The 21,475-nt window shown below is 41.7% G+C and carries 17 protein-coding genes; 2 read left to right on the top strand and 15 right to left on the bottom strand.

The window, feature by feature from the left end; genetic code table 11:
* Positions 1-128: 128 nt before the first annotated feature.
* Positions 129-1,055 (bottom strand): glycosyltransferase family 2 protein, encoded by a 927-nt coding sequence (locus P2W76_RS15160; RefSeq protein WP_276348743.1) that lies wholly within the window; start codon positions 1,053-1,055, stop codon positions 129-131.
* A gap of 113 nt (positions 1,056-1,168) precedes the next feature.
* Here P2W76_RS15160 and P2W76_RS15155 point away from each other — a divergent pair, with 113 nt between their 5' ends.
* A complete protein-coding gene (locus P2W76_RS15155) occupies positions 1,169-2,341 on the top strand; it encodes a glycosyltransferase (RefSeq protein ID WP_276348742.1) in 1,173 nt (390 codons plus the stop codon).
* Positions 2,322-3,557, top strand: coding sequence for a flippase (locus P2W76_RS15150; RefSeq protein ID WP_276348741.1), 1,236 nt, complete (start codon positions 2,322-2,324; stop codon positions 3,555-3,557). The genes P2W76_RS15155 and P2W76_RS15150 overlap by 20 nt, the downstream gene beginning before the upstream one ends.
* A 253-nt stretch (positions 3,558-3,810) precedes the next feature.
* On the opposite strand, the gene P2W76_RS15145 is transcribed toward P2W76_RS15150, so the two are convergent.
* The 14 genes from P2W76_RS15145 to P2W76_RS15080 all read right to left on the bottom strand — a co-directional run bounded on the left by P2W76_RS15145 (position 3,811) and on the right by P2W76_RS15080 (position 21,475).
* On the bottom strand, positions 3,811-5,481 hold the full coding sequence (locus P2W76_RS15145) for a capsule assembly Wzi family protein (RefSeq protein WP_276348740.1): 1,671 nt from the start codon (positions 5,479-5,481) through the stop codon (positions 3,811-3,813).
* A gap of 1 nt (position 5,482) precedes the next feature.
* Positions 5,483-6,148, bottom strand: a complete 666-nt coding sequence (locus P2W76_RS15140) for a hypothetical protein (RefSeq protein ID WP_276348739.1) — start codon at positions 6,146-6,148, stop codon at positions 5,483-5,485.
* A gap of 19 nt (positions 6,149-6,167) precedes the next feature.
* Positions 6,168-7,748 carry a capsule assembly Wzi family protein gene (locus tag P2W76_RS15135; RefSeq protein WP_276348738.1) on the bottom strand — a complete coding sequence of 527 codons (1,581 nt, stop codon included), beginning with the start codon at positions 7,746-7,748 and terminating at the stop codon, positions 6,168-6,170.
* 27 nt (positions 7,749-7,775) lie between these two features.
* Positions 7,776-9,743 (bottom strand): nucleoside-diphosphate sugar epimerase/dehydratase, encoded by a 1,968-nt coding sequence (locus P2W76_RS15130; protein WP_276348737.1) that lies wholly within the window; start codon positions 9,741-9,743, stop codon positions 7,776-7,778.
* A 137-nt stretch (positions 9,744-9,880) separates the two neighbouring features.
* On the bottom strand, positions 9,881-11,002 hold the full coding sequence (locus tag P2W76_RS15125; RefSeq protein ID WP_276348736.1) for an aminotransferase class I/II-fold pyridoxal phosphate-dependent enzyme: 1,122 nt from the start codon (positions 11,000-11,002) through the stop codon (positions 9,881-9,883).
* On the bottom strand, positions 10,992-11,615 hold the full coding sequence (locus P2W76_RS15120; protein WP_276348735.1) for an acetyltransferase: 624 nt from the start codon (positions 11,613-11,615) through the stop codon (positions 10,992-10,994). Before P2W76_RS15120 ends, P2W76_RS15125 begins: the two co-directional genes overlap by 11 nt.
* Complete coding sequence (locus tag P2W76_RS15115; RefSeq protein WP_276348734.1) at positions 11,612-12,220, bottom strand: sugar transferase; 609 nt, start codon at positions 12,218-12,220, stop codon at positions 11,612-11,614. The genes P2W76_RS15120 and P2W76_RS15115 overlap by 4 nt, the downstream gene beginning before the upstream one ends.
* Positions 12,211-13,377 (bottom strand): glycosyltransferase, encoded by a 1,167-nt coding sequence (locus tag P2W76_RS15110; protein ID WP_346429837.1) that lies wholly within the window; start codon positions 13,375-13,377, stop codon positions 12,211-12,213. The genes P2W76_RS15115 and P2W76_RS15110 overlap by 10 nt, the downstream gene beginning before the upstream one ends.
* Positions 13,353-14,417 (bottom strand): glycosyltransferase family 4 protein, encoded by a 1,065-nt coding sequence (locus P2W76_RS15105; protein ID WP_276348732.1) that lies wholly within the window; start codon positions 14,415-14,417, stop codon positions 13,353-13,355. The genes P2W76_RS15110 and P2W76_RS15105 overlap by 25 nt, the downstream gene beginning before the upstream one ends.
* Complete coding sequence (locus P2W76_RS15100; RefSeq protein ID WP_276348731.1) at positions 14,414-15,739, bottom strand: glycosyl hydrolase family 28-related protein; 1,326 nt, start codon at positions 15,737-15,739, stop codon at positions 14,414-14,416. The genes P2W76_RS15105 and P2W76_RS15100 overlap by 4 nt, the downstream gene beginning before the upstream one ends.
* 44 nt (positions 15,740-15,783) lie before the next feature.
* Positions 15,784-16,878, bottom strand: a complete 1,095-nt coding sequence (locus P2W76_RS15095) for a glycosyltransferase (RefSeq protein WP_276348730.1) — start codon at positions 16,876-16,878, stop codon at positions 15,784-15,786.
* The gene (locus P2W76_RS15090) at positions 16,875-17,414 is read right to left on the bottom strand and encodes an acyltransferase (protein ID WP_276348729.1); all 540 of its coding nucleotides are present in this window, start codon (positions 17,412-17,414) and stop codon (positions 16,875-16,877) included. Before P2W76_RS15090 ends, P2W76_RS15095 begins: the two co-directional genes overlap by 4 nt.
* A 9-nt stretch (positions 17,415-17,423) precedes the next feature.
* Positions 17,424-19,253 (bottom strand): asparagine synthase (glutamine-hydrolyzing), encoded by a 1,830-nt coding sequence (asnB, locus tag P2W76_RS15085; protein WP_276348728.1) that lies wholly within the window; start codon positions 19,251-19,253, stop codon positions 17,424-17,426.
* Between the two features lie 1,388 nt (positions 19,254-20,641).
* On the bottom strand, positions 20,642-21,475 hold the full coding sequence (locus P2W76_RS15080; RefSeq protein ID WP_276348727.1) for a class I SAM-dependent methyltransferase: 834 nt from the start codon (positions 21,473-21,475) through the stop codon (positions 20,642-20,644).

Below are 21,475 nucleotides of genomic sequence, written 5' to 3'. Positions count from 1 at the left end.
ACCTTCGGGGTCGAAAAATTCATGAATGTTTTGCTATAAATATGCGACCACCTTCGGGGTCGGTTGGTTACCGTGTTTAAATAAGATAAATTTGCGTCCACACGGTAGGACTAAATCGGGGAAGAAACCTACACCCACTTCCCCCTGAAAAACAACCTCAAACCAATTTTCTTCTCCAGGTAGGTCTTATTCTTTAGCCTCAAAAATTTAAGGATCAACTCCTTTTGGTTCTTGTCCAGTTTTTCCTCAAATGTGTGATAGAAACTCTCTGCGCAAGCCAGCTCCTTTTCAAATAAGGCAGGCTTTTGAAAAGCAGCGGCCACTTCAGCCCTGATCCTTTCGAATCTGCTCTTCTTTTTCAGGCCGGCCAGGTCCGTGGTGTTATTACCATGACTCCGGTAATGTATCAGCGCTTCAGGCACAGTTCCTGCCTTCCCGAAGGTATTAGCGATCAGGGCTATCCAGGTATCGTGGGTAATAAATTCACCTTCGGGGATCGTGGCAAAATAAGATGCCATTAAAGGATCCATCAGCATCGTGCAGCCGTTCACAAAACCGCCGAACAGCAGTGTTTCCAGGCAATGCCTGTAACCGTCCTGCCCCAGTTCATTCCGGAACGAGGGATTAAGTACCTGCTTGTTCTCGTCAACCAAAACCAGGTCGGAGTAAACCATAGCTGGCCTGATGCCATCTTCCAGGCCGAGCATGATCTTCATCGCCGCTTCAATTTTCCCGGGAAGCCATACATCATCCTGGTCAGAAAGGGCAACATAATGACCTGGGCGGGCGAGCGAAACAGCCTTCCTGAAATTCCCGAGATAGCCCAGCCGTTTATCATTGACATAATAGCGGAGCAAGCCTTCCGACTGGTACCTCGCAAGTATCTCAGGGGTGCCGTCCGAAGAAAGGTCGTCGCACACGATGATCTCGCGGGGCGGCAGGCTCTGAGCAAGAATAGAGTCCAGCTGTTCCTCCAGGTATTTCGCACCATTATAGGTCGCCATGGCGACCGAAACAGGCGGGAGATGCGTAATACCAGGCGTCTGATGATCCATTGACCGTTCGTTTTTTTTATATAAGGCTTGTGTTACGTCCGGCATTAACTAAATTGCAGCGGATTAAAATCGTCCCAAAATTAAGAATTAAAACAAGTCTTCGCCGGATTTCCATGAAGTCTAAAAAATCATTCGTTACAGTCTTTACGGATACGGAAAACTTTCACCTGGTAAAAGATGTGGGTCAGATCCCCTATTTTATGTACCGGGCCGGGGCTTATGAGGCAGAATTGGTTACCTATAGGAACAGCCCGGAATATCCTTATCTTAAGGATGAGGTTAAAGGCTTGAAACTTTCATTCATCGAAAATACCGGGAGGGTCCTTTATGCTGAAAAAGGGGTCCTTAAATTTCTTAGGTCGGCCGCTAAAAGAATAGATGTCCTGAATCTTTTCCATTTTAAAAAAGGTAATATCCTGTACCTTTTGCTCTACAAGATCCTTAACCCGCAAGGCAAGGCTTATGTAAAACTGGATATTGATCTGAATTTCTTCCGGGACTACAACAGCTTTTTTTATTCCAAATTCGTTCTGAAAAATTATTTGCTCAAAGTTCTGACGCAAGTTCATTTCAGGCTAACGGACCTGTTCTCTGTAGAGACTGAAGAAGCCAGGAATTATCTCCTGGGCGTTTACCCGGAGCTGAAACAAAAGCTGATCTGCGTCCCTAACGGCGTAGATAGCGAATATATTAACAGTAATATATCGCTAAAAAGCTTCGAACAAAAAGAAAACATTATTATTTCCGTGGGGCGGATCGGAACCGCCCAGAAAAACACAGAGCTTTTCCTGGAATCGCTCCTGCTAACAGACCTCGGGAACTGGAGCGTTTATATCGCCGGAAATATCGAAGATAGTTTTAAGCCTTTCCGGGAGAGCTTTTTTGCCAGGCATCCACGATTAAAGGATAAGATCTTTTTCACCGGCGAGATCAGCGACCGGAAGGAACTCTATGAATTATATAACCGCGCCAAGGTATTTTGCATGACTTCCAGGTTTGAAGGCTTCCCGATTGCCTTTGCTGAAGCCTCCTATTTCGGCAACTATATTATCAGCACCCCGGTATCAAGTGCATCCTATGTTACCGGCAATGGCCGCCTGGGGACTGTGGCTGAAGCCCGCCCGGAGGCCGTATCCGCCGCAATCAGCAAGGCCATATCGGAGGGCTTCTTAGACGCGGATCTGCACCTGGAGATAAAGAATTTCGCCGGCCTTAACCTGACCTGGCAAAAAATAGTCCGCCGGATCATCAGCTATTTCGACAAACATGCAAAGACAGCTGCTTAGGGATTCCGCAATCTACATCAGCGGAAGCGTCATCGTGCAGGTTCTCGGTTTTACCGGGATGTTATTGCTGATGAATTTTTTGCCTGTCGCCCAATACGGCAAATATATCTATGTCATCGAATTCATCTCCATATTCGCCTTCTTTGCCGACGGCGGATTTACCCAGCTTATCGTGCGGGAGACGAGCCAGCATGCCAGTGATGTAAGAGCTATCTACGCCCGCGCACAATCGGCACAGGTGCTGATCAGTCTCCTCATGATAGTGCTTATCGTATTAGTCTCCTACCCTTTAAATTCCAGGGAAGACTTCTTCCTGCTCCTGATCTATGGCTTAAGCGTAGTGGTCTCCGCCTTCTTTTCCCCGATGCTGGCGATCCTGGTCGCTTCGGGAAGAAAGGATCTTATTTTTTATAAAGATGTGTCGCTAAGTGTCGCGAAGCTCGTCTTTATGATAGCCGGAATTGCGCTTAAACAGCCCATTATCTATTTTATTTTCCTTGGATTCCTCAACTGTATCGTGCTTTTTGTTCTCTATCTCTTTATTAAATGGAAGGCGGAATTCAATTATTTTTTCAGGAACCGGACCGACCTGCGGGCAAGTATTCCTTTCATGAAACAGGGACTCCTGTTTACCGCGCTCATGACCGCGAACGTGATCTATAATAAAATTGATGTGATCATGCTGGAGAAAATGCTGGGCAGCACCGAGGTCGGCTATTATTCGGGGGCTACCCGGTTTATTTATCCTTTCATGTTCATTTCCACGGCTTTCATGACCGCGGTTTTCCCCAGCCTGGCAAAGCACGTTAACGACGGCGAAAATTTCCGGAAGATCCGGTATCTGGCTCTTTATTACCTGGGAGGCATCGGAGTTATTTTGAGCGGGGGACTTTTTTTAAGCGCAGACCTGATCTTCAGCATCTTCTTTGACGGTAAATATGACGCCTCAATCCCGGTATTCAAAGTCCTGGTCTGGTACCTGGCCATTGTATTTATCTATGGCTCGATCAGCAATAACCTCGTTGCGCTGAACAAGGTCAGGTTTCTTGTTTGGCTTAATACCGTAATGATAGCGCTAAATATCGGCATAAACTTCTTCCTGATCCCCGCGCACGGCGCCCTCGGAGCCGCAATAGCCACAATTATCTGCGAGATCCTTATACTTATTGCTGCGAGTATATATTATTTGAGAGGGGAGAGGGGGAATGGAGGATAGAGAATGGGGAATAGAGAATGGAGAATAGGGAATAGAGAATAGAGGGGTTTGATTAAAAAAACTGAAAGCTGAAAACTGAAAGTGAACTAAACGCTGTGCTATGCTTTCCGTTTTCAACTTTCCACCCGATAGCTATCGGGTTTCAACTCTCACCTTTTCAGTTTTCAGTTTTCAGTTTTCCACTTTCAACTCTCACCTTTTCAGTTTTCCGTTTTCAGTTTTCAGTTTTCCACTTTCAGTTTTCACCTCCCCCTCAAAACCTATACGTCACCCCCACCCTAACCTGATAATTCAAAAAATCCATCCCCGGTTTATAATACCCTCCCTCAGGCGGATAATATAAGACGTAATTATAGTTAAGTGTCCTTATCATACCTCCATTGACACTCACCAGCAGGTTTTTATAATCCCAGTCGGCATATAAAGAATAGCTCATATCCACCCAATGTTTGGCATATTCGCCGGAAGGTATGTGGATCTGGTAATACAGGTCATTATTGTGCAGATACCTCTCCACCTGGAGTCCGAAACGCTTAATGCCCTTAACCCATCCGATGTTGAGGGACTGCAGGTTACTTCCAGGCCCGATCCCGGCACCAAGTACCTGACCCTGGTGCGTATAACCCTGGCGAATCTTATTACTGGTGTACCAGCCTCCCAAAGCCGGAAGGGTAGTCTGCTGTAGTTCGGTAAGCTCTATCCCAGCCTGCAGGTACTCCCCGGCACGCCGGTTCAGCGGAACCAGCTTGCGCAGGCCGATGATCCAGGCTGCGCCGTAATCCGGCTCATATAAGAACTCTTTGAACCCCCTTGGCGAGTTATGCCCGTACTCGCCATAGATCTCGGCATTCGCTTCCTTCCATACCCAGCGGAAAAACAGGGACGACATATACTCCCTGGCCTCAGCATCATCCTTCTTTTCAAAAGGCTGCAGGAGAGGAATGAAATCGCCGATCTTAGACCCAAAATCCTTAGCGTACATTTGAGAAGTGCGGCTGGCCCCGATAAAAAGTCCCGGAACTCCCTTAGGATTGTAAGTAAGGACGAACCCCGAAAGGTTCCTCTGATCACCACTCTTCGGAACATATAAAGTCCTTCCCAGGTAAAGTCTGTTCACTTCCGGGGGCAGGTATCCTGAATTTTCCAGGCTTCCCAAAACCATTTGCGCTTCGAACGAGCCTACAGGCGTCATAACAGGACGTGTAGTATTCACGGTAATATGTTTAAAGCCCGGAGCATTATTGCTCATAATAAGAGAGCTGCGATTACCCGGGCCCCAGTATAAGTTCTCGGTCGAAACCCCCAGGGAAACAGGATCAAAATTCAACCGGATGCTGCTTTGTCCCCAGAAAGCTTTAGAATACGGCTTCTCACCGAATCGCTCAGGGATGTCAATAACATTAAAATAATTGTCATAGTATTTCGCCCAAACAATTTCGTGGTAATCCGTTGGAAGCCCTTCGAACTCCTTGTTCTGAGCGGATATTAACTCCGGCTTTAGTTGGATGCTTAAGGGGCCATATTTCGCGTACACGCCCAGGCTAAGCTGCGTCTGGTAACCTGCGGCGGCGATCATAGAACCATCATTCCAGCCGTAAGGCACCCGGGAATTGTATTGCTGCAGCCAGCTGACCGGAAGCAGCTGCAGGTATCCTTTACTGTTCCCGATATCTACAGTACTGGCCAGCCTGGTAAAGCCTTCCCCATCGATCGTATCCGAGGAAATCCCCCGCGCGCCACGTTCCGGGCCAGTAAATAAGGGGCGTATCGTGAACGAAACTGTTGAGTCAGCATTTCCCAGCAGCTGTTCCCTCCTGTATACATCTTCAAGGACATGCATGCCGGCAGGAAGGGACTGCGAAAAAGCCGCTGATGCAAACAACAGGATAAAAACGAGCTGACAGTATAAAAATTTACTTTGCATCTTAGCGGTTTTCAATGGCAGTTATACGCATATTGTCTACAGACCAGCTTTCATTACAGTTCTTATTCGCTGTATCAGGGTCTTCAAGCTGCCCGAAGCAACCCAGCTCAATGGTGCTTGCCGTATGGTGGAAGGTCCGCTGTATCCGGTACATAGACGTCCCGCCATTAATATCCTTTAGCTTACAGGCCCCCGGCAGATCGGTTTTAATCGCATTGCTGTTGAGCTTGTTCAAAGCAAAATTAAAGGTATTGTTAAAAAAGACAGGCTGCTGGTCCGGGTAGGACTGGGTACAGTCCGTACAGCCACCGTTAGCGAATGTCGCATAGATCACGCTTCCCCCGTCAACGTTCATCATCCATATATCCTTACCACCCGGCGCAGACTGATTCCCGTCCCAGGTGTCATGAATATACAGATCGAAGGTGATCTTGATCATATCGTGAGGCGGCATCCCTTTAACCTGGACGTTAAATCCACCATCAGAGTAGCGCCCCAGCACCCCGGTACCATTGTATTGCTCGATCTTACCGTTGACCACATTCACCGGAACCCCATGCTCGAAGTCGCTTTTAAAAACGACGGTCTCCCTGGGAACGCCTTTGCAGGCCCCGAGCATCGCCAGGCACAGGAGGAAGAAGCAATATTTAGGCATGTTGGTATTCATGTTTCTCGTACCTCCTTGATCAAAAGCTATACATTATCCCGAGCCGGGCATTAATATTAAAAACATTCCTTTTGGCCCGGCCATCGATCCCATCCTTCCATTGATAATTAATCGACTGCATCCCCTGCAGCTTTCCGCTCAGCAGGAACCTCTTAAATGTCCAGTCAGCGATGGTAGACATGCTGATATCTATCCAGGGGCTGAAACCAAAGACATATGCCAGATCGCCGTTATGCTCATAACGCTCCAGCTGAACCCCAAGCCGATCAAGCCCTCTTACCCAGCCAATCTGCAGTGACTGCAGGTTACCCCCCGGGCCAATGCCGGCTCCTAATACCTGCCCTTTGTGGGTATATCCGTGTAAAAGCTGGGAGTGGGTATACCACTCCCACGCATCCCTGACCACGCGATCAATAGACTGTTCCATCCGGGTGATCTCCGCAGAGAATTGTATAAATTCCCCCGGTCTTTGCTTATAGGGAATGAGCTTATTCATACCCAGTATATATGCGCGTGAATGCTCGGGCGCCATCAGGAAATCCCGGGTATTATAGGAATGATCGTTCAACCCATATTCAAAATAAACTTCGGCCCGGGCTGCCGGGATTAACCAGCGGGCAAAAAGAGAGGTAAGCTGATCCCTTGGTTTGGTATCCTCATTTGTTTTAACCTTCTGGAAAGCCTGGAAAATCGGGAAGATATCGCCGAAGCTGTCATCCATATCCTCATGGTAGATCTGGAAGCTCCTGGTTAATCCCAGGAATAAGCCGGGGACCCACTTAGGCTGGTATGAAAACGCCAGGCCGGATAAATACCTCCAGTCTTCAGGAAGACTATTTCCAACTCCTGAACCTTCCAGCCTGCCCGCCACGATCTGTGCCTCGAAGGAACCGGCTGGGGTCCGCACCGGCCGGCTGGTATTTAAGGTCAGATGTTTAAATCCAGGAGACGTATTAGACATCAGCAGGGAATTCTGCATACCCGGCCCCCACCATAAATTCTCGTTCGAAAGACCGACTGATACCGGGTCAAAGTTTAAGCTTATACTGCTCTGCCCCCACGATAGCTGAGAATAGGATCTATCTCCGAAGCGCGAGGGCAGGTCCATAGCGCCATAATGATACGCACGTACCTCATGGTCATTATTTGCAGCAAAAACAAATTCCGGCCGCAGCTGAATCCGGAGCGGCCCAAGCTTCGCGAAAGCGCCCGCGCTGAGCATGGTCTGGTATCCTTTTGCGGGTATCATAAGCCCGTCATTCCGGATGTCCGTAGGATTTGCATAGTACTGATGCTGCCACATAACCGGCAAAACCTGAACATTGTTTTTTGTGGCAGAGGATCCGTAAACAGACAATCCCTGCCGGCTGGAAATACTGTCGCTGAAAGAAAGTGACAGGGGGCGCAAGGTAAAAGAAATTGCAGAATCCAGGCCGCCTGCCAGCTGACTTCTACGGTAGTAATCCTCAAAAGCCATTGTACCGACACCAAGGCTTTGTGCCCCCGCCTCAAGCATGCTAAAGCTCAGGATGATACAATAAAGAATTTGCTTAGCTATCTGCTTAGGCCCATTAAATTCTTCATACTTAGTTCTTTGCACGTTAGACATTAGCAGGAGGTCAGGGCATTAAAAATCAGAGAATGATTTTAAAGGCTCCTCTGTATGAATATCTAACTCTTCATAAATAGAATTATTGCTTTTGAATTCAGGAACTATTTCCTTCATTTTAATTACAACCTGGCGGTCTTTGTATTCGCAGCTTAACTGGATAAGCTCCTTTATATGCTTACTTATAGTATGAAAATTATATTCTCTGACCTGAGCAACCATAATTTTTTCATGGTGCGTCGGTTTAGTGTTTTCGTTATCGTTAAGCAATTCTTCATATAACTTTTCTCCGGGCCGCAAACCTGAATATTCAATGACGACGTCTTGATTTGGGACTAAACCCGACAAACGGATCATCTTTTTAGCAAGCTCCACGATCTTAACCGACTTACCCATATCAAATATGAATATCTCTCCCCCTTCTCCCATAGATCCGGCTTCAAGTACCAGCCTGCAAGCTTCCGGGATGGTCATAAAATAACGGGTAATATCGGGGTGGGTAACTGTGATCGGCCCGCCCTTTTGGATCTGTGCCTGAAACCGCGGAATAACTGACCCGTTAGAACCCAATACATTCCCAAATCGGGTGGTGATAAAACTCGTCTTTGCCTTCGAAGGATCTTCATTTAGGTGACTTAGACCATTGGTATAAATCGTGGGTTCGTTGTATTTAAAAGAATTAAATAATGACTGGACATAGATCTCCGCTATACGCTTAGAAGCCCCCATCACATTGGTAGGGTTCACAGCCTTATCGGTGGAGATCATGACAAATTTATGCACACCATATTTCACCGCGAGATCCGCCACAACTTTAGTTCCCATGACATTGGTGCGCACCGCTTCCCCTGGATTGTGTTCCATTAAAGGCACATGCTTGTAAGCGGCCGCATGATAGACGTAATGCGGTTTAAAAGTCTGGAAAAGCAACTCCATTCTACGGTTATCCCGAACATCTCCGATAAAGGAATGGAAGTTATTATTAAGGTTGTTTTCCTGGAGCTCTAATTGAAGTTCATGAAGAGGAGTTTCGCTTTGGTCATTAAGAATGATCATCTGAGGACTGAATAGAGCAATTTGGCGCACAATCTCCGATCCTATTGATCCGGCTGCTCCGGTAACCAAAACTCGTTTCCCCTTTAACTGATCTCCGATAATATCATTATGAATTTCTATCGGCTCGCGTTCTAAAAGATCTTCAATTTTGATATTCTGAAGCTGCTTAGCCGTTGGCTGACCGTTAATCCAGTATCGTACCGGTGGTAATGTCAGTACTTTAATATTATTTTCTAAACAAATGTCTACAATTCGATTTTTAAGCTCAGGCGGGACATTTTGCGTGGCGATAATCAAGTTATCAATTTTTTCCTGTTTGAGCAATGAAGAAAACTCGCGGGTATGAAAGATCTTTATGCCATCAATCGCCTTTCCGGCTTTTCGCTCATCGTCATCAATAAAGGCAGCCAGCAACATATTAACCTTATTATCGTGGTCCAGAGTCCGTTTAGCTGCTATACCTGCCTCCCCTGCGCCGTAAATGATTACTTTCCGCTTGTCCATCCGGAAATTCTTCACATACATAAAAAAGTACTTAACCATGACACGATAAGTAATAAGCAGCAAAAACCCAGTAAGACCATTTATGATCAGAATTACGTTAGATATATAAGTGTCTTTATTAAAACTAACGAGAAAGAGATTAACGAGGAAAAACAATCCATTACTTATTATAATAGAAAAAAGGATTCGAAATGAATCCTGCGCACTTGTATAACGTATGATGCCGGCATAAGTCTTGATACTAAGAAACACGAAGCTGTTTAAAACAGTGAAAATTAAAATATTACGACTGAGCTCATTCATATCGATCTCAGCAATATTGAAATTAAATTTCAGGAAGTAAGCAAAACAGAGTGAAAATATACAGACGAGAAGATCCAGACAAAAAATGATCCAGCGCGGTACAATATTGATCAGGTTGAACAAAACAATAGTATTGGTCTAATGACAAATATAGTATTATTCTAAATGAAATTTTGAAACATTTAATTTATATCTCATTAAACCTGTTAGTTATTTGTCTATTCGGAATAATTACGGTTAAGTCTTAAGATTGCAATAACTTAGAATTTCAAAATATGCTCTACAACACGTTCGAGTTGTTCATTTTCAAGGTTCGAGCCCGAAGGAAGGCATATTCCATTTTCAAATAAATCTTCAGAGACCTGAGAACCGTAGTAGGGCGCATGCTTAAAAACGGGTTGCAAATGCATAGGTTTCCATATCGGCCTGGCCTCTATATTCAATTCCTCTAAATGAGTCCTAATATCTTCCGATTTCAATCCGCTGTCTGGCTTAATTAGCATACATGACAACCATCGATTCGAAAAATAGCCAGGGGGCTCTTGTAAAAAAGAAAAACACCCAGCAGATGATAGAGCGCTCCTGTAAAAATCATAATTCCTACGTCTCAAAGCAATGTGCTCGTCCAACACTTCCATTTGGCCTCGCCCGATCCCAGCACAAATATTGCTCATTCGGTAATTATATCCAATTTGGGTATGTTCGTAATGCGGTGCCTGATCGCGAGCTTGCGTAGCTAAGAAAACGGCATCCGCTTTATTTTGAAATGTTTTTGAGGCCAAAGCTCCACCTCCCGAGGTTGTAATGATCTTATTACCATTAAATGAAAGGCAAGCCATCGCACCGAAAGTGCCGCAACGTCGACCATTAATCGATGATCCCAAAGCTTCAGCAGCGTCCTCTAAAACGGGTATATCATATTGTTCAGCCATGGAGAGAATCTCAGGCATCCTCGCCGGCATTCCGTATAAATGAACCGGAATTATTGCTTTTGGCTTTTTACCTTTCTTAATTCTTTCAATTATAGCTTCTTCCAAAAACTCCGGAGACATATTCCAGGTATCTTGTTCTGAATCGACGAATATTGGAGTTGCTCCAAGATAAACAATTGGATTTGCAGAAGCAGAAAATGTCAAGCTCTGACAGATTACTTCGTCTCCCGGTCCAACACCTAACAATATCAAAGCTAGGTGTAATGCAGCCGTTCCTGAGCTTAGAGCCGCAATGTGAGTATCTTCTTTTAAATAATCTTCGAGATCGTTCTCAAAACCGGTAACATTGGGCCCCAGAGGAGCTATCCAATTGGTGATAAAAGCCTCATTGACGTATTTTTGTTCTGCCCCCCCCATATGGGGCGACGAAAGCCAAATTTTATCCTTCATGTTGTGTATTATACTTAATAATTTTACCGGGAACTCCGACAACGACAGCGTAATCAGGAACATCTCGGGTTATTACGGCACCCGCACCTATTGTCGCCCATTTGCCGATGTTAACTCCTTGTAGCACAGAGGCCCCAATTCCAATATGGCTACCCTCGCCTACTGTAACATTCCCTGCGAGTGCGCCATTAGGCGAAATATGAACAAAATCTGAAAGTGAGCAATCGTGGTCTATTGATGAGTTCGTATTGATGATACAATGTTTGCCTATCACAACATCGCAATTAACCGTTACGCCCGCCATCAATACTGAGCCATGTCCTATATCAGCGCGAGGTGACATATTACATCGAGAATGAAAGACAGCCGGTGAAAGCTGAAAATCCTCGTATTCAAAACTTATTCTCTTTCTTAGTGTGTTGTTTCCTACAGCAATAATTGTTGATACCGCACCTCTATCGAAATGAGGAGGAAACGAATTTATGATCGGATAGTTAAATAAAACAGTGCGGTCGGAACTATTCGCAATTAATCCGCCGATTTCCACCCCCCGATCTTCCAATAATTCGATAATCACTTTTGCATGCCCTCCAGCGCCTATCAAATAGATCATATATCGTTTCCCTCAAATTTACTCATAGTAATGTGGCCATTATGACTTACTCCCTCGCTTTTAAACACTTTGATGAATGTCATCATCAGAATTTTAAAATCCAAACCTAGGGAAATATGATCCACATACCAAACATCTAACTGGAATTTCTGCGTCCATAAAAGTGCATTCCGCCCATTCACCTGAGCCCATCCTGTAATTCCCGGACGCACAAGATGCCTGCGTTTCTGGTACTCATTGTAAAGTGGCAAATACTCTTCTAGTAGCGGCCGCGGTCCTATTAGGCTCATATCGCCCCAGAAAACGTTAAAAAGCTGTGGAATTTCGTCCAATGAATAACGACGAATCCATTGACCTAACTTCGTCATTCTTTCATGGTCAGGAAGAGGGTCGCCGAACTGATCTCTTTTATCTGACATAGTCTTGAATTTGATTATTTGAAATAAACTATGATTCTTGCCAACTCGCTTTTGCAGGAACAATGGATTACCCTTATTCACAAACATTAATAATAAGGCTACGACCAAGAGTACTGGCATAAGTAAAATTATACCAAGCAACGATGCAGAAATATCAATAATCCGTTTAAAGTATTTTAAATACATCCAAATAATTCCTTATAAAAATTCATTAACAGAGGATAGTAGTTGTTTTGGGAAAACCTGCTTATTACTTGCTGCCTACAATATGTCGAATCGAAATCTTTATAATTACAGCGCATGAATTGCATGGCTTCTTTCAAAGCAACGACATTACGCTTCTCTACTATCTTACCATTTTTACCATCGACTATAACATCCAATGCACCGTTAACGGCGGTCGAAATGACCGGCAGGCCCATAGCCCCAGCTTGCAGCAATACATTAGGAAATCCTTCCCGATAACTCGGCAACACCAGTATATTAGATACGCCTAAGAACGAACGTATGTCTGATTGATATCCTGAAGTCAAAATATTTGGATTAGATTGAATATCTGAAAGTACATCCTTGTCTAAACTGTCCAAATCAGATTCCAGAGGACCCACCAACAACAACTTAGAATTTTTAACATCAAGCAATTTAAATGCCCTGACTAGCTCATTTACACCTTTATCTGTAACCAGTCTCCCAATAAAAATGTATACAAAATCTACACTAGATATTCCATACTCGTGCCTTAGTGCCATCAACGAAATCGGATCGACCTTTCCTGGGTTCCAGAAATCGTTATCAATCCCATTAATATTTCCGTTACCTATAATATTCACCTTTTTTGAGCAAATTTTATCCTTTACGATCATAGCTTTGACGCCACCACTTTCAGCAATGACGTGTGAGGCACATTTACACGTCAATCTCTCCATCCAAATTAACAGGCTTCTTTTTTTCCCGTACTCAGTTTCATACCTCAGGCCAGTTACTGTGTAAATACGGAATGGTACGCCACATATAAAGGAAGCTATCATTGACAGCAAACTACCTTTAGGAGTGTTGGCGTGCACAATCGTTGGCCTTTCTCTACGAAAAACCTTGACAAGTTCATATAAAGAAACCAAATCATCTATCAAACTGATTTCGCGTTTCATTGGCACCTCGATCGTTCTTACCCCTTCACGCATTCCGACAAATTTAAGATCATCACCAGGGGCAGATAAAGCAACAACTTCAAATTGTTGGTTTAACATCTTTAACTGATTCTTGAGCAGGAGATTCAAGCTTAATGGAATCGTAGTTATCCGGATCAACTTAGGTCGGGTTACCGTTGAATTACTTTTTCCCACTTATCAATTATAAAAGATTTAGAAAATTGGTCCAATCGTTTAAATGCGTTCTCACTTATCTTCTTATTTTGACCACGCTGCAACATTAAAATAATAGAATCCAAAGCAGCCTGGATATCGCCTGGTTGAAATAAATATCCATTCACCCCATCTTCTATTAATTCGGGAATACCACCTACTTTTGTCGAAATCACAGGGATCCCCATGGACATAGCCTCTAATATTACTGTCGGCATTCCCTCCAAATATGAGGGAAGTAAGAACAAATTTAATGAACTGAAGAAGCTGCTTTTATCGCTAATATAGCCACGAAGATCGAAATGATGTTCAATATTATTGTCCACAAGAGCTTGATGAAATCTTTTGTTCAACATGTCCTTCCCCCCACAAACAAAGACATGATCGATACCATTTTGGATAAGAAGTTTAGAAAGCGGGATCAAGTCAAGATAGCCCTTCTCCGCTGTAATATTAGCCAAGACTCCAATGTGGATTTTCTTATTGGCTGAGGGGACTATTGAAATTCCTTTCCTTTGTAAATCTATGAAATTGTAAATTACTTCAATGCGATGCAAAGGAATCCTTTCGCGTCTATGGAAAATTAATTTACCGGCGTTACTATTAGATACCCAGTGGTCTACAGAAAAACTTGTCATCCTGTCTAACAACGTATGATGGAACTTTCTCCAGTCGTCCGTGCTTCTTATATTTGAAATTATTTTCCGCGCTCCCGCTGCTTTAGATAACAGCCTTGAAATTATCTCCACACGCAGCCCAAAATTCAACACGCATTCAATCTGATTCGCTTTTATAAAATCGACATATTTTTTCCTGAATCTGAAAAAGTCCTTGTAATATAATCCGGTCTCCAGAACTTTCAAATTGAAGTCAGCCAGTTGTAGCATCGGTCCATTATCTACCAGGAAGCACCAATAAATTGAGTGGCCTCGATGCGATAGCTCTCGGGAAATTTTAATAATGTTAGTCTCGGCACCTCCGACCGTTGTGCTAGAAAAAAAAAATAAAATATTCTGGGTCATAAGATTTTAACATTCTCTTTTTTAACCAGATAATTGAGGTTTGCTTTAGTGTTTTTGATATAGAAACTAGGCTGCCCGCGGATTGCCTTTATTATCACACCTGTTTTACCCAGCGAATTGCTAAAATCTTCTATGAAGATATTAGCAGCACCTCCTCCGTAAGTTCCTATATCGCTATTATTTATGTCTCTGCTGTATAGTTTTGATATTGCTATGGGAAGAACATAATTGACCCTGGATTTAATAAATTTAAACACAGGAAGAGAACCTGCTGTCCCTTTCTCATTAATAGAGCTTTCCCACATAAATCCCATATCATTTAGACCCGTACTGTTCGAGGTAATCAATCCAACTGTGCATCTTAGAAATTCAAAGATATCGCTCTCATCTCTGGCTAATGCTATGAATCCCTGATTTACCTTTTCCGATTTACATTCGTTAAGTGTGATCTTAACCGGATTTCCAGATGATGAAACTCTAAAACCGATAGCGGAATTAGTAGAACTGCAGTTTTTGTAAGTAAAATTAACTGTTCCGGGTTTCAACTTTTTGTCTATTCCCGAGGTAGCTACGAATCCAAAGTGTGTATTGTTAATCGCTTTACAATTTTTTACTGTGATATCGCCAGAACCCTCGAACCAGAAGCCAGCATTATATTCGCCCCCACCCCTTAGTGATGAAGCATTCCGACCGTTTGACGCGGTACAATTTTCAAACTGAATATCATAGGAATTTCTCTCTACTACAAAGCCTATCCGCGTATATTCGTTTGCCCTGCAATCTGATACATTAACCTGTACACAATCCTCTATATAAAACCCATCGCCAAAATTTCCGATCGAATTGGACGCAACCGAGCGATGTATGTTGATATTCTGTGACGATTCTACTCTGATCCCACTCATCGGGGAATTTTCAAACTTGCATTCTGATACGTGTATATTACGGCTATAACTAATGAATAGTGGTATTGACCCTGTTACCTTTGAATTAGAGATCCCCCCCGAACCGTTAAAGGTTATCTTAGAAATAGAAATATAACTTTGTCGATCCACCCGGCAAAATTCATATTCTTGATCAAATGCATTGAGACTCTTTACTATTACAGACTTGTCAGAACCAAGCAAGGAACATTTTATCGATAGCTTTGAAACAATATAATGTCCGTTAGGGAAGTATAAAATCCCCGAAATCGATGCCGTATAGTCAATAGCCTTCTGAATGGCTTCTGTATCGTCTATATTGTCGTCACCTAGTGCGCCAAAAGTCTTTACGCTGACCGTAGGTAGTCCAAACGATGAGGGACATACTCCGACAACCATTGAGACAAGCAAGCAGAAAACCAATAAAACTTTAGCCTGATACCTCATTCCTTTATGCCATTGAGAGTTATAACATATTGTTCGATCAAATTATTGTTTAGATATGAATCATAAACATTTCTATTTTCAAAATTATCATTAGCCAGAGCAACATTTAAAGCTTCGGATAATGCAGATGCACTCTCGGTTTGACAAGTGTAAATACCGGGAATAGCCTCAATTCCCCCAGCACATAAAGTTGAAACGACCGTATTACTACAAGCCATCGCTTGAAGTAATACGTTCGGAAATCCTTCTATTCGTGACGAAACAACACAAGTTCTAGCGTATTTAAAATACGGATAAACATTTTGTGTCCATCCGATAAGTGATACCCTATCAGATAGATTATATTTAGCAATTAAATTTTCTAAACTGACCCGTTGCGGTCCTTCACCTAGAATTAACAGCTTCAAACCCGGAAAACTAGCAGATGTCAAACTGAATGCTTCTATAAGAATATCGAACCCCTTGACCGTTGTTAACGAGCCCGCTGCTACTATGTATTCAAAACTTGGTTGATCAAAAGCTTCTAGCAACTTATTCTCGATATCTTTTCGATTGATGGGATTGGGTAAAACAATGACTCTCGAGGTATTTTGAAGCCAGGGAAGGTTCCTAATCAACTCAGTCCTCATAAGATCAGTTTGACATATTATGTTGGGAATAAATTTGTAGCCTAAATTATAGAAAAATCTGAACGCTTTAAGTCTCCTCCCCTTAAATCTACTAAAAATCAACGTTGATTCTCTAGCGAGATGGGTTTCGGTCTTTAAAAAAAATAATTTTCGATAAACAGCTACCAGGCTGTTTAGATGAACATGAGAACTGAATATTAATGAGAATCGCCTATTGAACAAGGTCTGCCATAAACACATGAATGGCAAAATCAAATATCCAATAAATTCCCTTTTAACAGGACAAACATAAACACTAATGTTCTCCTTCCTAAGATCCTTGATAAAGGAGTCAGCTTCTAAATTTGTTAGAAAGAACACAACTATTTCATGACCAAGCGTTTGGTATTCCGCTATTAGCTGAAAAATTAGTTGCTCCGCCCCACCCTTAATACCCGAGGGTAAGAAAAAACCAATTTTCATAATCTTGTTTGTTCCAAAAAGGGCTTTATTTTATGATCTATCAGCTGCAGTACGTTGTCTTTGAAATTTAAATGCTCTTTCAAATCTGCTTCGGCATAACTATCGCTTAAACAGCGTGCTTCAAAATCGTCGTATTTTCCTATAATCCGGGCGGGGCAACCCGCAACAATAACACCTGCTGGTATTGACTTTGTAACTATGGAACCTGCTGCTACAATCACATTATTATCGATTAGGACTCCTGGCATAATAATAGAATTTACGCCAATGAACACATTATCCCCAATGCTAATCTTTTGATATTTATATCGCCTACCTCGTTGATCGCGAAAGAGCCACAGAGAACCGTCATGAGTTAAAAATCTCACCCCATCGGTCACAGTTACTCTGTTACCAATGGTAATCAAAAACGGTTCAGTTCCAAAATGCCTGGTTATAATTCTACAGTCTTTACCAATATTGACTCCTATTGCTTTAGCGTAGGCGGTACCACCTTTGAAAAAAAAAATAAATAAATGGAATATCTTCAAAAACATGGCGTTCAATTAATTTACTTTAAGACCTCGTTTTTTTAACCAGTTTATTAGAACAATAACCTTCCAAATCTTAGGAGTGTGATCCCATTTACCTTCCATATGCTCGTCAACGATCCTGAGAAACTCGTCTTTTACAATCAAGCTATCTATACATTTTAAGTTTTCAGAACTGACCATTTCCAAAACATAATCTTTTAAAATAGTTCGAAACCAAACACCCAAAGGCATACCAAAACCTGCCTTCCTTCTGTCAAAAATTTTTTCAGGTAAATAATTATAAAGGACATCCTTTAAAATTCTCTTCTTGATACCATTATTATATTTAAAGTCTGTTGGAATTTTGCGGGCAAATTCTATTATTCTGTAATCCATTAAGGGTGACCTGACCTCTAATGAAAAAGCCATACTCGCTCTCTCAACCTTTGTAATACAATCACCATTCATATATTTCTTGGTATCAAAATCTGAAATAGCTTCCAGTAGTGGCTTTTTCCTACTCATTAAATATTCCACGTATTCAACATCTCCTTCTTTGCCTTCAATCCAATCATTATTTAAGCCCTTGAAATATGAAATATAATAGGCTTTAATGTCTTTAAGTAACATTCCTCTTGCAATCAGGTTTAAACGAGTGTCGCCTTTAGCAATTGACTTAACAACTTTACTTATTAGCTTTCTGACAAAGAGCGGAATGTAAAAAGTCTTCCTTCGATCCTGTACTATATCATAAATATTGTAACCCAGGAAAGTTTCATCTCCCCCATCACCAGAAAGTGCTACTGTTACATTTTGACTTGTGTATTTTGATAACAACAATGACGGAATGGCGGAACTGTCAGCAAAAGGCTCATCATAAAAGTCGGAAAAGTTCTTTATAAAGTTTATACCTTCTTCATATGTACACTCAATTTCAGTATGATCTGCTTTAAGAAGATTCGCTACTTGCCTAGCATATGCACTTTCGTCAAACCCGGATTCATTAAACTTTATTGAAAAAGTTTTAACCGGAACCGCACTTACCTTCTGAGCTATAGCAGCAACTACAGACGAATCCACTCCTCCAGACAAAAACACACCTAGCGGTACGTCAGCGATCATCCTGATTTTAACAGCATCCGTAAGAAGCTCATCTAATTCTTTTACAGCATCCTCATAACTGACATTTCCTACAAAGTTTTTTACAGGGAGATCCCAATATTTACTTATTTTTAACTCTGTACTCCCAAGATCGTAAACGAAACTATGGCCAGCGGGTAATTTAAAGACATTTTGAAAAGGAGTGTGAGGCTCTGGTATATAATTCCAATATAGATATTTTGTTAATGATTCCCTATTAAGCTCCAGTTGCTTACCACATTCTATTGCAGAAAGAGAACTAGCAAACTCAAATTCACCATCATCAAACATATAATAAAACGGCTTTTTACCCAATCTATCCCTGGCTCCAAATAGAATATTCTTAGCTCTATCGTAAATTACAAAGGCGAACATCCCGTTTAAATAATCTAGACATTTAGTTCCAAACTCCAGATAAGACGCACACACTACCTCCGTATCCGATGATGTATTAAAAACATGGCCCTCTGCACGCAAAGTTTCTTTCAGATCCAAAAAATTATATATCTCACCATTAAAAACAATCTCGATGTTTTCATAAATAAACGGTTGATTAGATCTGGAATCCAGATCGATAATAGCCAGCCTGTTATGGCCAAAAATCAACCTCGAGTCTATACTCTTGAAACTACAATAGTCAGGTCCACGGTGATCCATTGTTTGAAGTTTCGCTTTTATAACCGCTTCTTCATACTTGCTAGTAGTCCCAAATATGCCACACATACAAACTATATTAAAAACTTTAAATATAAATACGATAGTATTGCTACAATAAGAGTAAATATTGTAACATAAATTAGGTTTAATTCGAACTTTTGTCTACTATTCTGAAAATATCCAAAACAAAAAATTGAGAAGGTTGGAAAGAAAATCAGAGTATGCCGAGGATCACCTGAAGTATATGCTATAAACAAGCTACCTATAAGAATCGTTACACATATTGATAGTGATAAATTACGCTGTTCAATACCAGATGAATTGATTGTGTTATTATATAAGTTAATGACTCCCCTCGGCATCAAATAATACCATAACAAACAACCTATACTTATAAGCAAACTCATAAAATTTACTGAAAATAATATAGGTGGTGGTAAGGGTGATAACCAAACGTAAGGAACTGAAATCACTTTTCCCAGGAACCCTGCATTCTTAAGCATGGTAGCTATAGAGCTGTCACCAGCGGTTTCTTGCCTTAAATCGTCATAAAGTTGAGAAAACTTAATAACCGAATTTAGGTCTAATCCATACACTGTACTTACATACATGTATACGACCCCAAACGAAAGAAAAATAAGAACAACTAACGTTACACGAGTTAAAATGCTCTTATTTTGAAGAAAACTAAATGAGCCCACCAAAATAAATATATAAATCAACGCCTCTTTTCTGACATTCCACATTAGGAAAACAATTAACAGAATCCAAAGCCCTTTCGCTAACAACCTTAGGTTAGTGGTCAACAGATAAATTAAGATAGTGAACAATAAATAAACATCCACATCCCGCATTATCTTAACGCTCTGATAATTCAGGAATGGATAAAAAGAAACAAAAACCGTAGCAAATTGAGCTAGTCTGGAAGTAGTAAAAAATATGGCTGTTTTGTAAACAAACACCGGTATCATCGAGCCGACGAAGACATTGATCAGATTAACATGAAACGAAAAGGTAGACCCGAAACCCAAAAAATTAATGAACTTTAAATAATAAACCGCTGGTAGAACAAAGGTCTTATAAGGGTTGTATTCCGTTAAGACGGCATCGATATCGTAGTATCCTAACAGAATCCAATCTTCAAAAAAATATCTATCATCGCCACCTTTGTCAAATATTTGAAGATAAGCCGATTGAAAAAATAAAGCCTGAGCTACACAAAATATTACTAACCAACAATATGATACTTGAAAAATACGGTATTCACGCTTACATAATGTAAATAATGAGCCGATTAAGTAAAATAGCAAACCTGTAAATAAGAGGCTAGGTTCATTAAAGTAATAAGCAAAATACGTTAAAAACAAACTGGCTAAAATGCCGGTTATAATTCGAAAAAGCCAATGGTATTTAAGAAGCACATTCTATAATTTAATGAGGGCCAGTTCGACTTATTATGTTCTTACAAACACAAACTCATTGCAGCCGAACCCACCTCCGCAGGTCTTTAACTTTTTTAAGGTATATCCCTTCTCAGAATAAAAGTCCAGAATAACCTCAGGCTTTGCAACTTCAAATGGAAATCCACCAATCCAGTCTATCAGATCGTAGTGAATCGTCATCCCTCTCTTACGTTTATATTCAGAGTATCTCCTAAATGGATTCTTAAAAAGAAAAAGATCCTTTACCGCGCCCTTCGTCGTAAACAGCGCGATGTAAAAATAAGTCCATAAGAATCTGTTAAACCTATTTTTATTATAGGTTCTTTTAACAAAAGTCCAATACTTTGACCATGGCCCCTGATCGTTATAAATAGAGATAAATAAAACCCCATTCTTCTTTACCGGGATATCCGCATTAGCTAGTGCTTTAAACATATTACCCGTATGGTGCAGAACTCCCCAACTATATACTATGTCAAATTCACCAAGAGACCGGATGAACTCGTCATCCAAAGCCGACCCTTGTACTACTGTCCAGGTTTCGTCATTTGGATAAAATTTCTCCTTTAAATATTTCGTGCATTCTACACTTTGCGTATCGTAATCTAGGGAATAAACAGTTGCGCCCAATCTTCTTGCTACTAAGCTATGAATACCGCTACCGGAGCCTATGTCGAGAAACCTGAGGCCCGAGAGGGAATCATTTCCCAACATTCTTTTCATTGAAGTCGCAGCATTGTTAATCTTTTCATCGTCAATAGATTTGAGGTAATTAGCCCAATTGGCGCCAAAAGAGAAACGATCGCCTCGTACATCCGTCGAACTCAGTTCACTTGATTCAGTCAT

It is taken from the genome of Daejeonella sp. JGW-45, from assembly GCF_029360805.1.
Taxonomy (GTDB): domain Bacteria; phylum Bacteroidota; class Bacteroidia; order Sphingobacteriales; family Sphingobacteriaceae; genus Daejeonella.
Note: the sequence above shows the minus strand (reverse complement) of the source record. Positions and strands in the feature narration are given on the sequence as shown.

What these genes read in the sequence shown, in the direction of transcription:
- P2W76_RS15160 (WP_276348743.1), bottom strand. Translation starts at nt 1,055, where the DNA reads ATGGATCATCAGACGCCTGGTATTACGCATCTCCCGCCTGTTTCGGTC.
- P2W76_RS15155 (WP_276348742.1), top strand. Translation starts at nt 1,169, where the DNA reads ATGAAGTCTAAAAAATCATTCGTTACAGTCTTTACGGATACGGAAAAC.
- P2W76_RS15150 (WP_276348741.1), top strand. Translation starts at nt 2,322, where the DNA reads ATGCAAAGACAGCTGCTTAGGGATTCCGCAATCTACATCAGCGGAAGC.
- P2W76_RS15145 (WP_276348740.1), bottom strand. Translation starts at nt 5,481, where the DNA reads ATGCAAAGTAAATTTTTATACTGTCAGCTCGTTTTTATCCTGTTGTTT.
- P2W76_RS15140 (WP_276348739.1), bottom strand. Translation starts at nt 6,148, where the DNA reads ATGAATACCAACATGCCTAAATATTGCTTCTTCCTCCTGTGCCTGGCG.
- P2W76_RS15125 (WP_276348736.1), bottom strand. Translation starts at nt 11,002, where the DNA reads ATGAAGGATAAAATTTGGCTTTCGTCGCCCCATATGGGGGGGGCAGAA.
- P2W76_RS15120 (WP_276348735.1), bottom strand. Translation starts at nt 11,615, where the DNA reads ATGATCTATTTGATAGGCGCTGGAGGGCATGCAAAAGTGATTATCGAA.
- P2W76_RS15115 (WP_276348734.1), bottom strand. Translation starts at nt 12,220, where the DNA reads ATGTATTTAAAATACTTTAAACGGATTATTGATATTTCTGCATCGTTG.
- P2W76_RS15105 (WP_276348732.1), bottom strand. Translation starts at nt 14,417, where the DNA reads ATGACCCAGAATATTTTATTTTTTTTTTCTAGCACAACGGTCGGAGGT.
- P2W76_RS15100 (WP_276348731.1), bottom strand. Translation starts at nt 15,739, where the DNA reads ATGGTTGTCGGAGTATGTCCCTCATCGTTTGGACTACCTACGGTCAGC.
- P2W76_RS15095 (WP_276348730.1), bottom strand. Translation starts at nt 16,878, where the DNA reads ATGAAAATTGGTTTTTTCTTACCCTCGGGTATTAAGGGTGGGGCGGAG.
- P2W76_RS15090 (WP_276348729.1), bottom strand. Translation starts at nt 17,414, where the DNA reads ATGTTTTTGAAGATATTCCATTTATTTATTTTTTTTTTCAAAGGTGGT.
- asnB (WP_276348728.1), bottom strand. Translation starts at nt 19,253, where the DNA reads ATGTGTGGCATATTTGGGACTACTAGCAAGTATGAAGAAGCGGTTATA.
- P2W76_RS15080 (WP_276348727.1), bottom strand. Translation starts at nt 21,475, where the DNA reads ATGACTGAATCAAGTGAACTGAGTTCGACGGATGTACGAGGCGATCGT.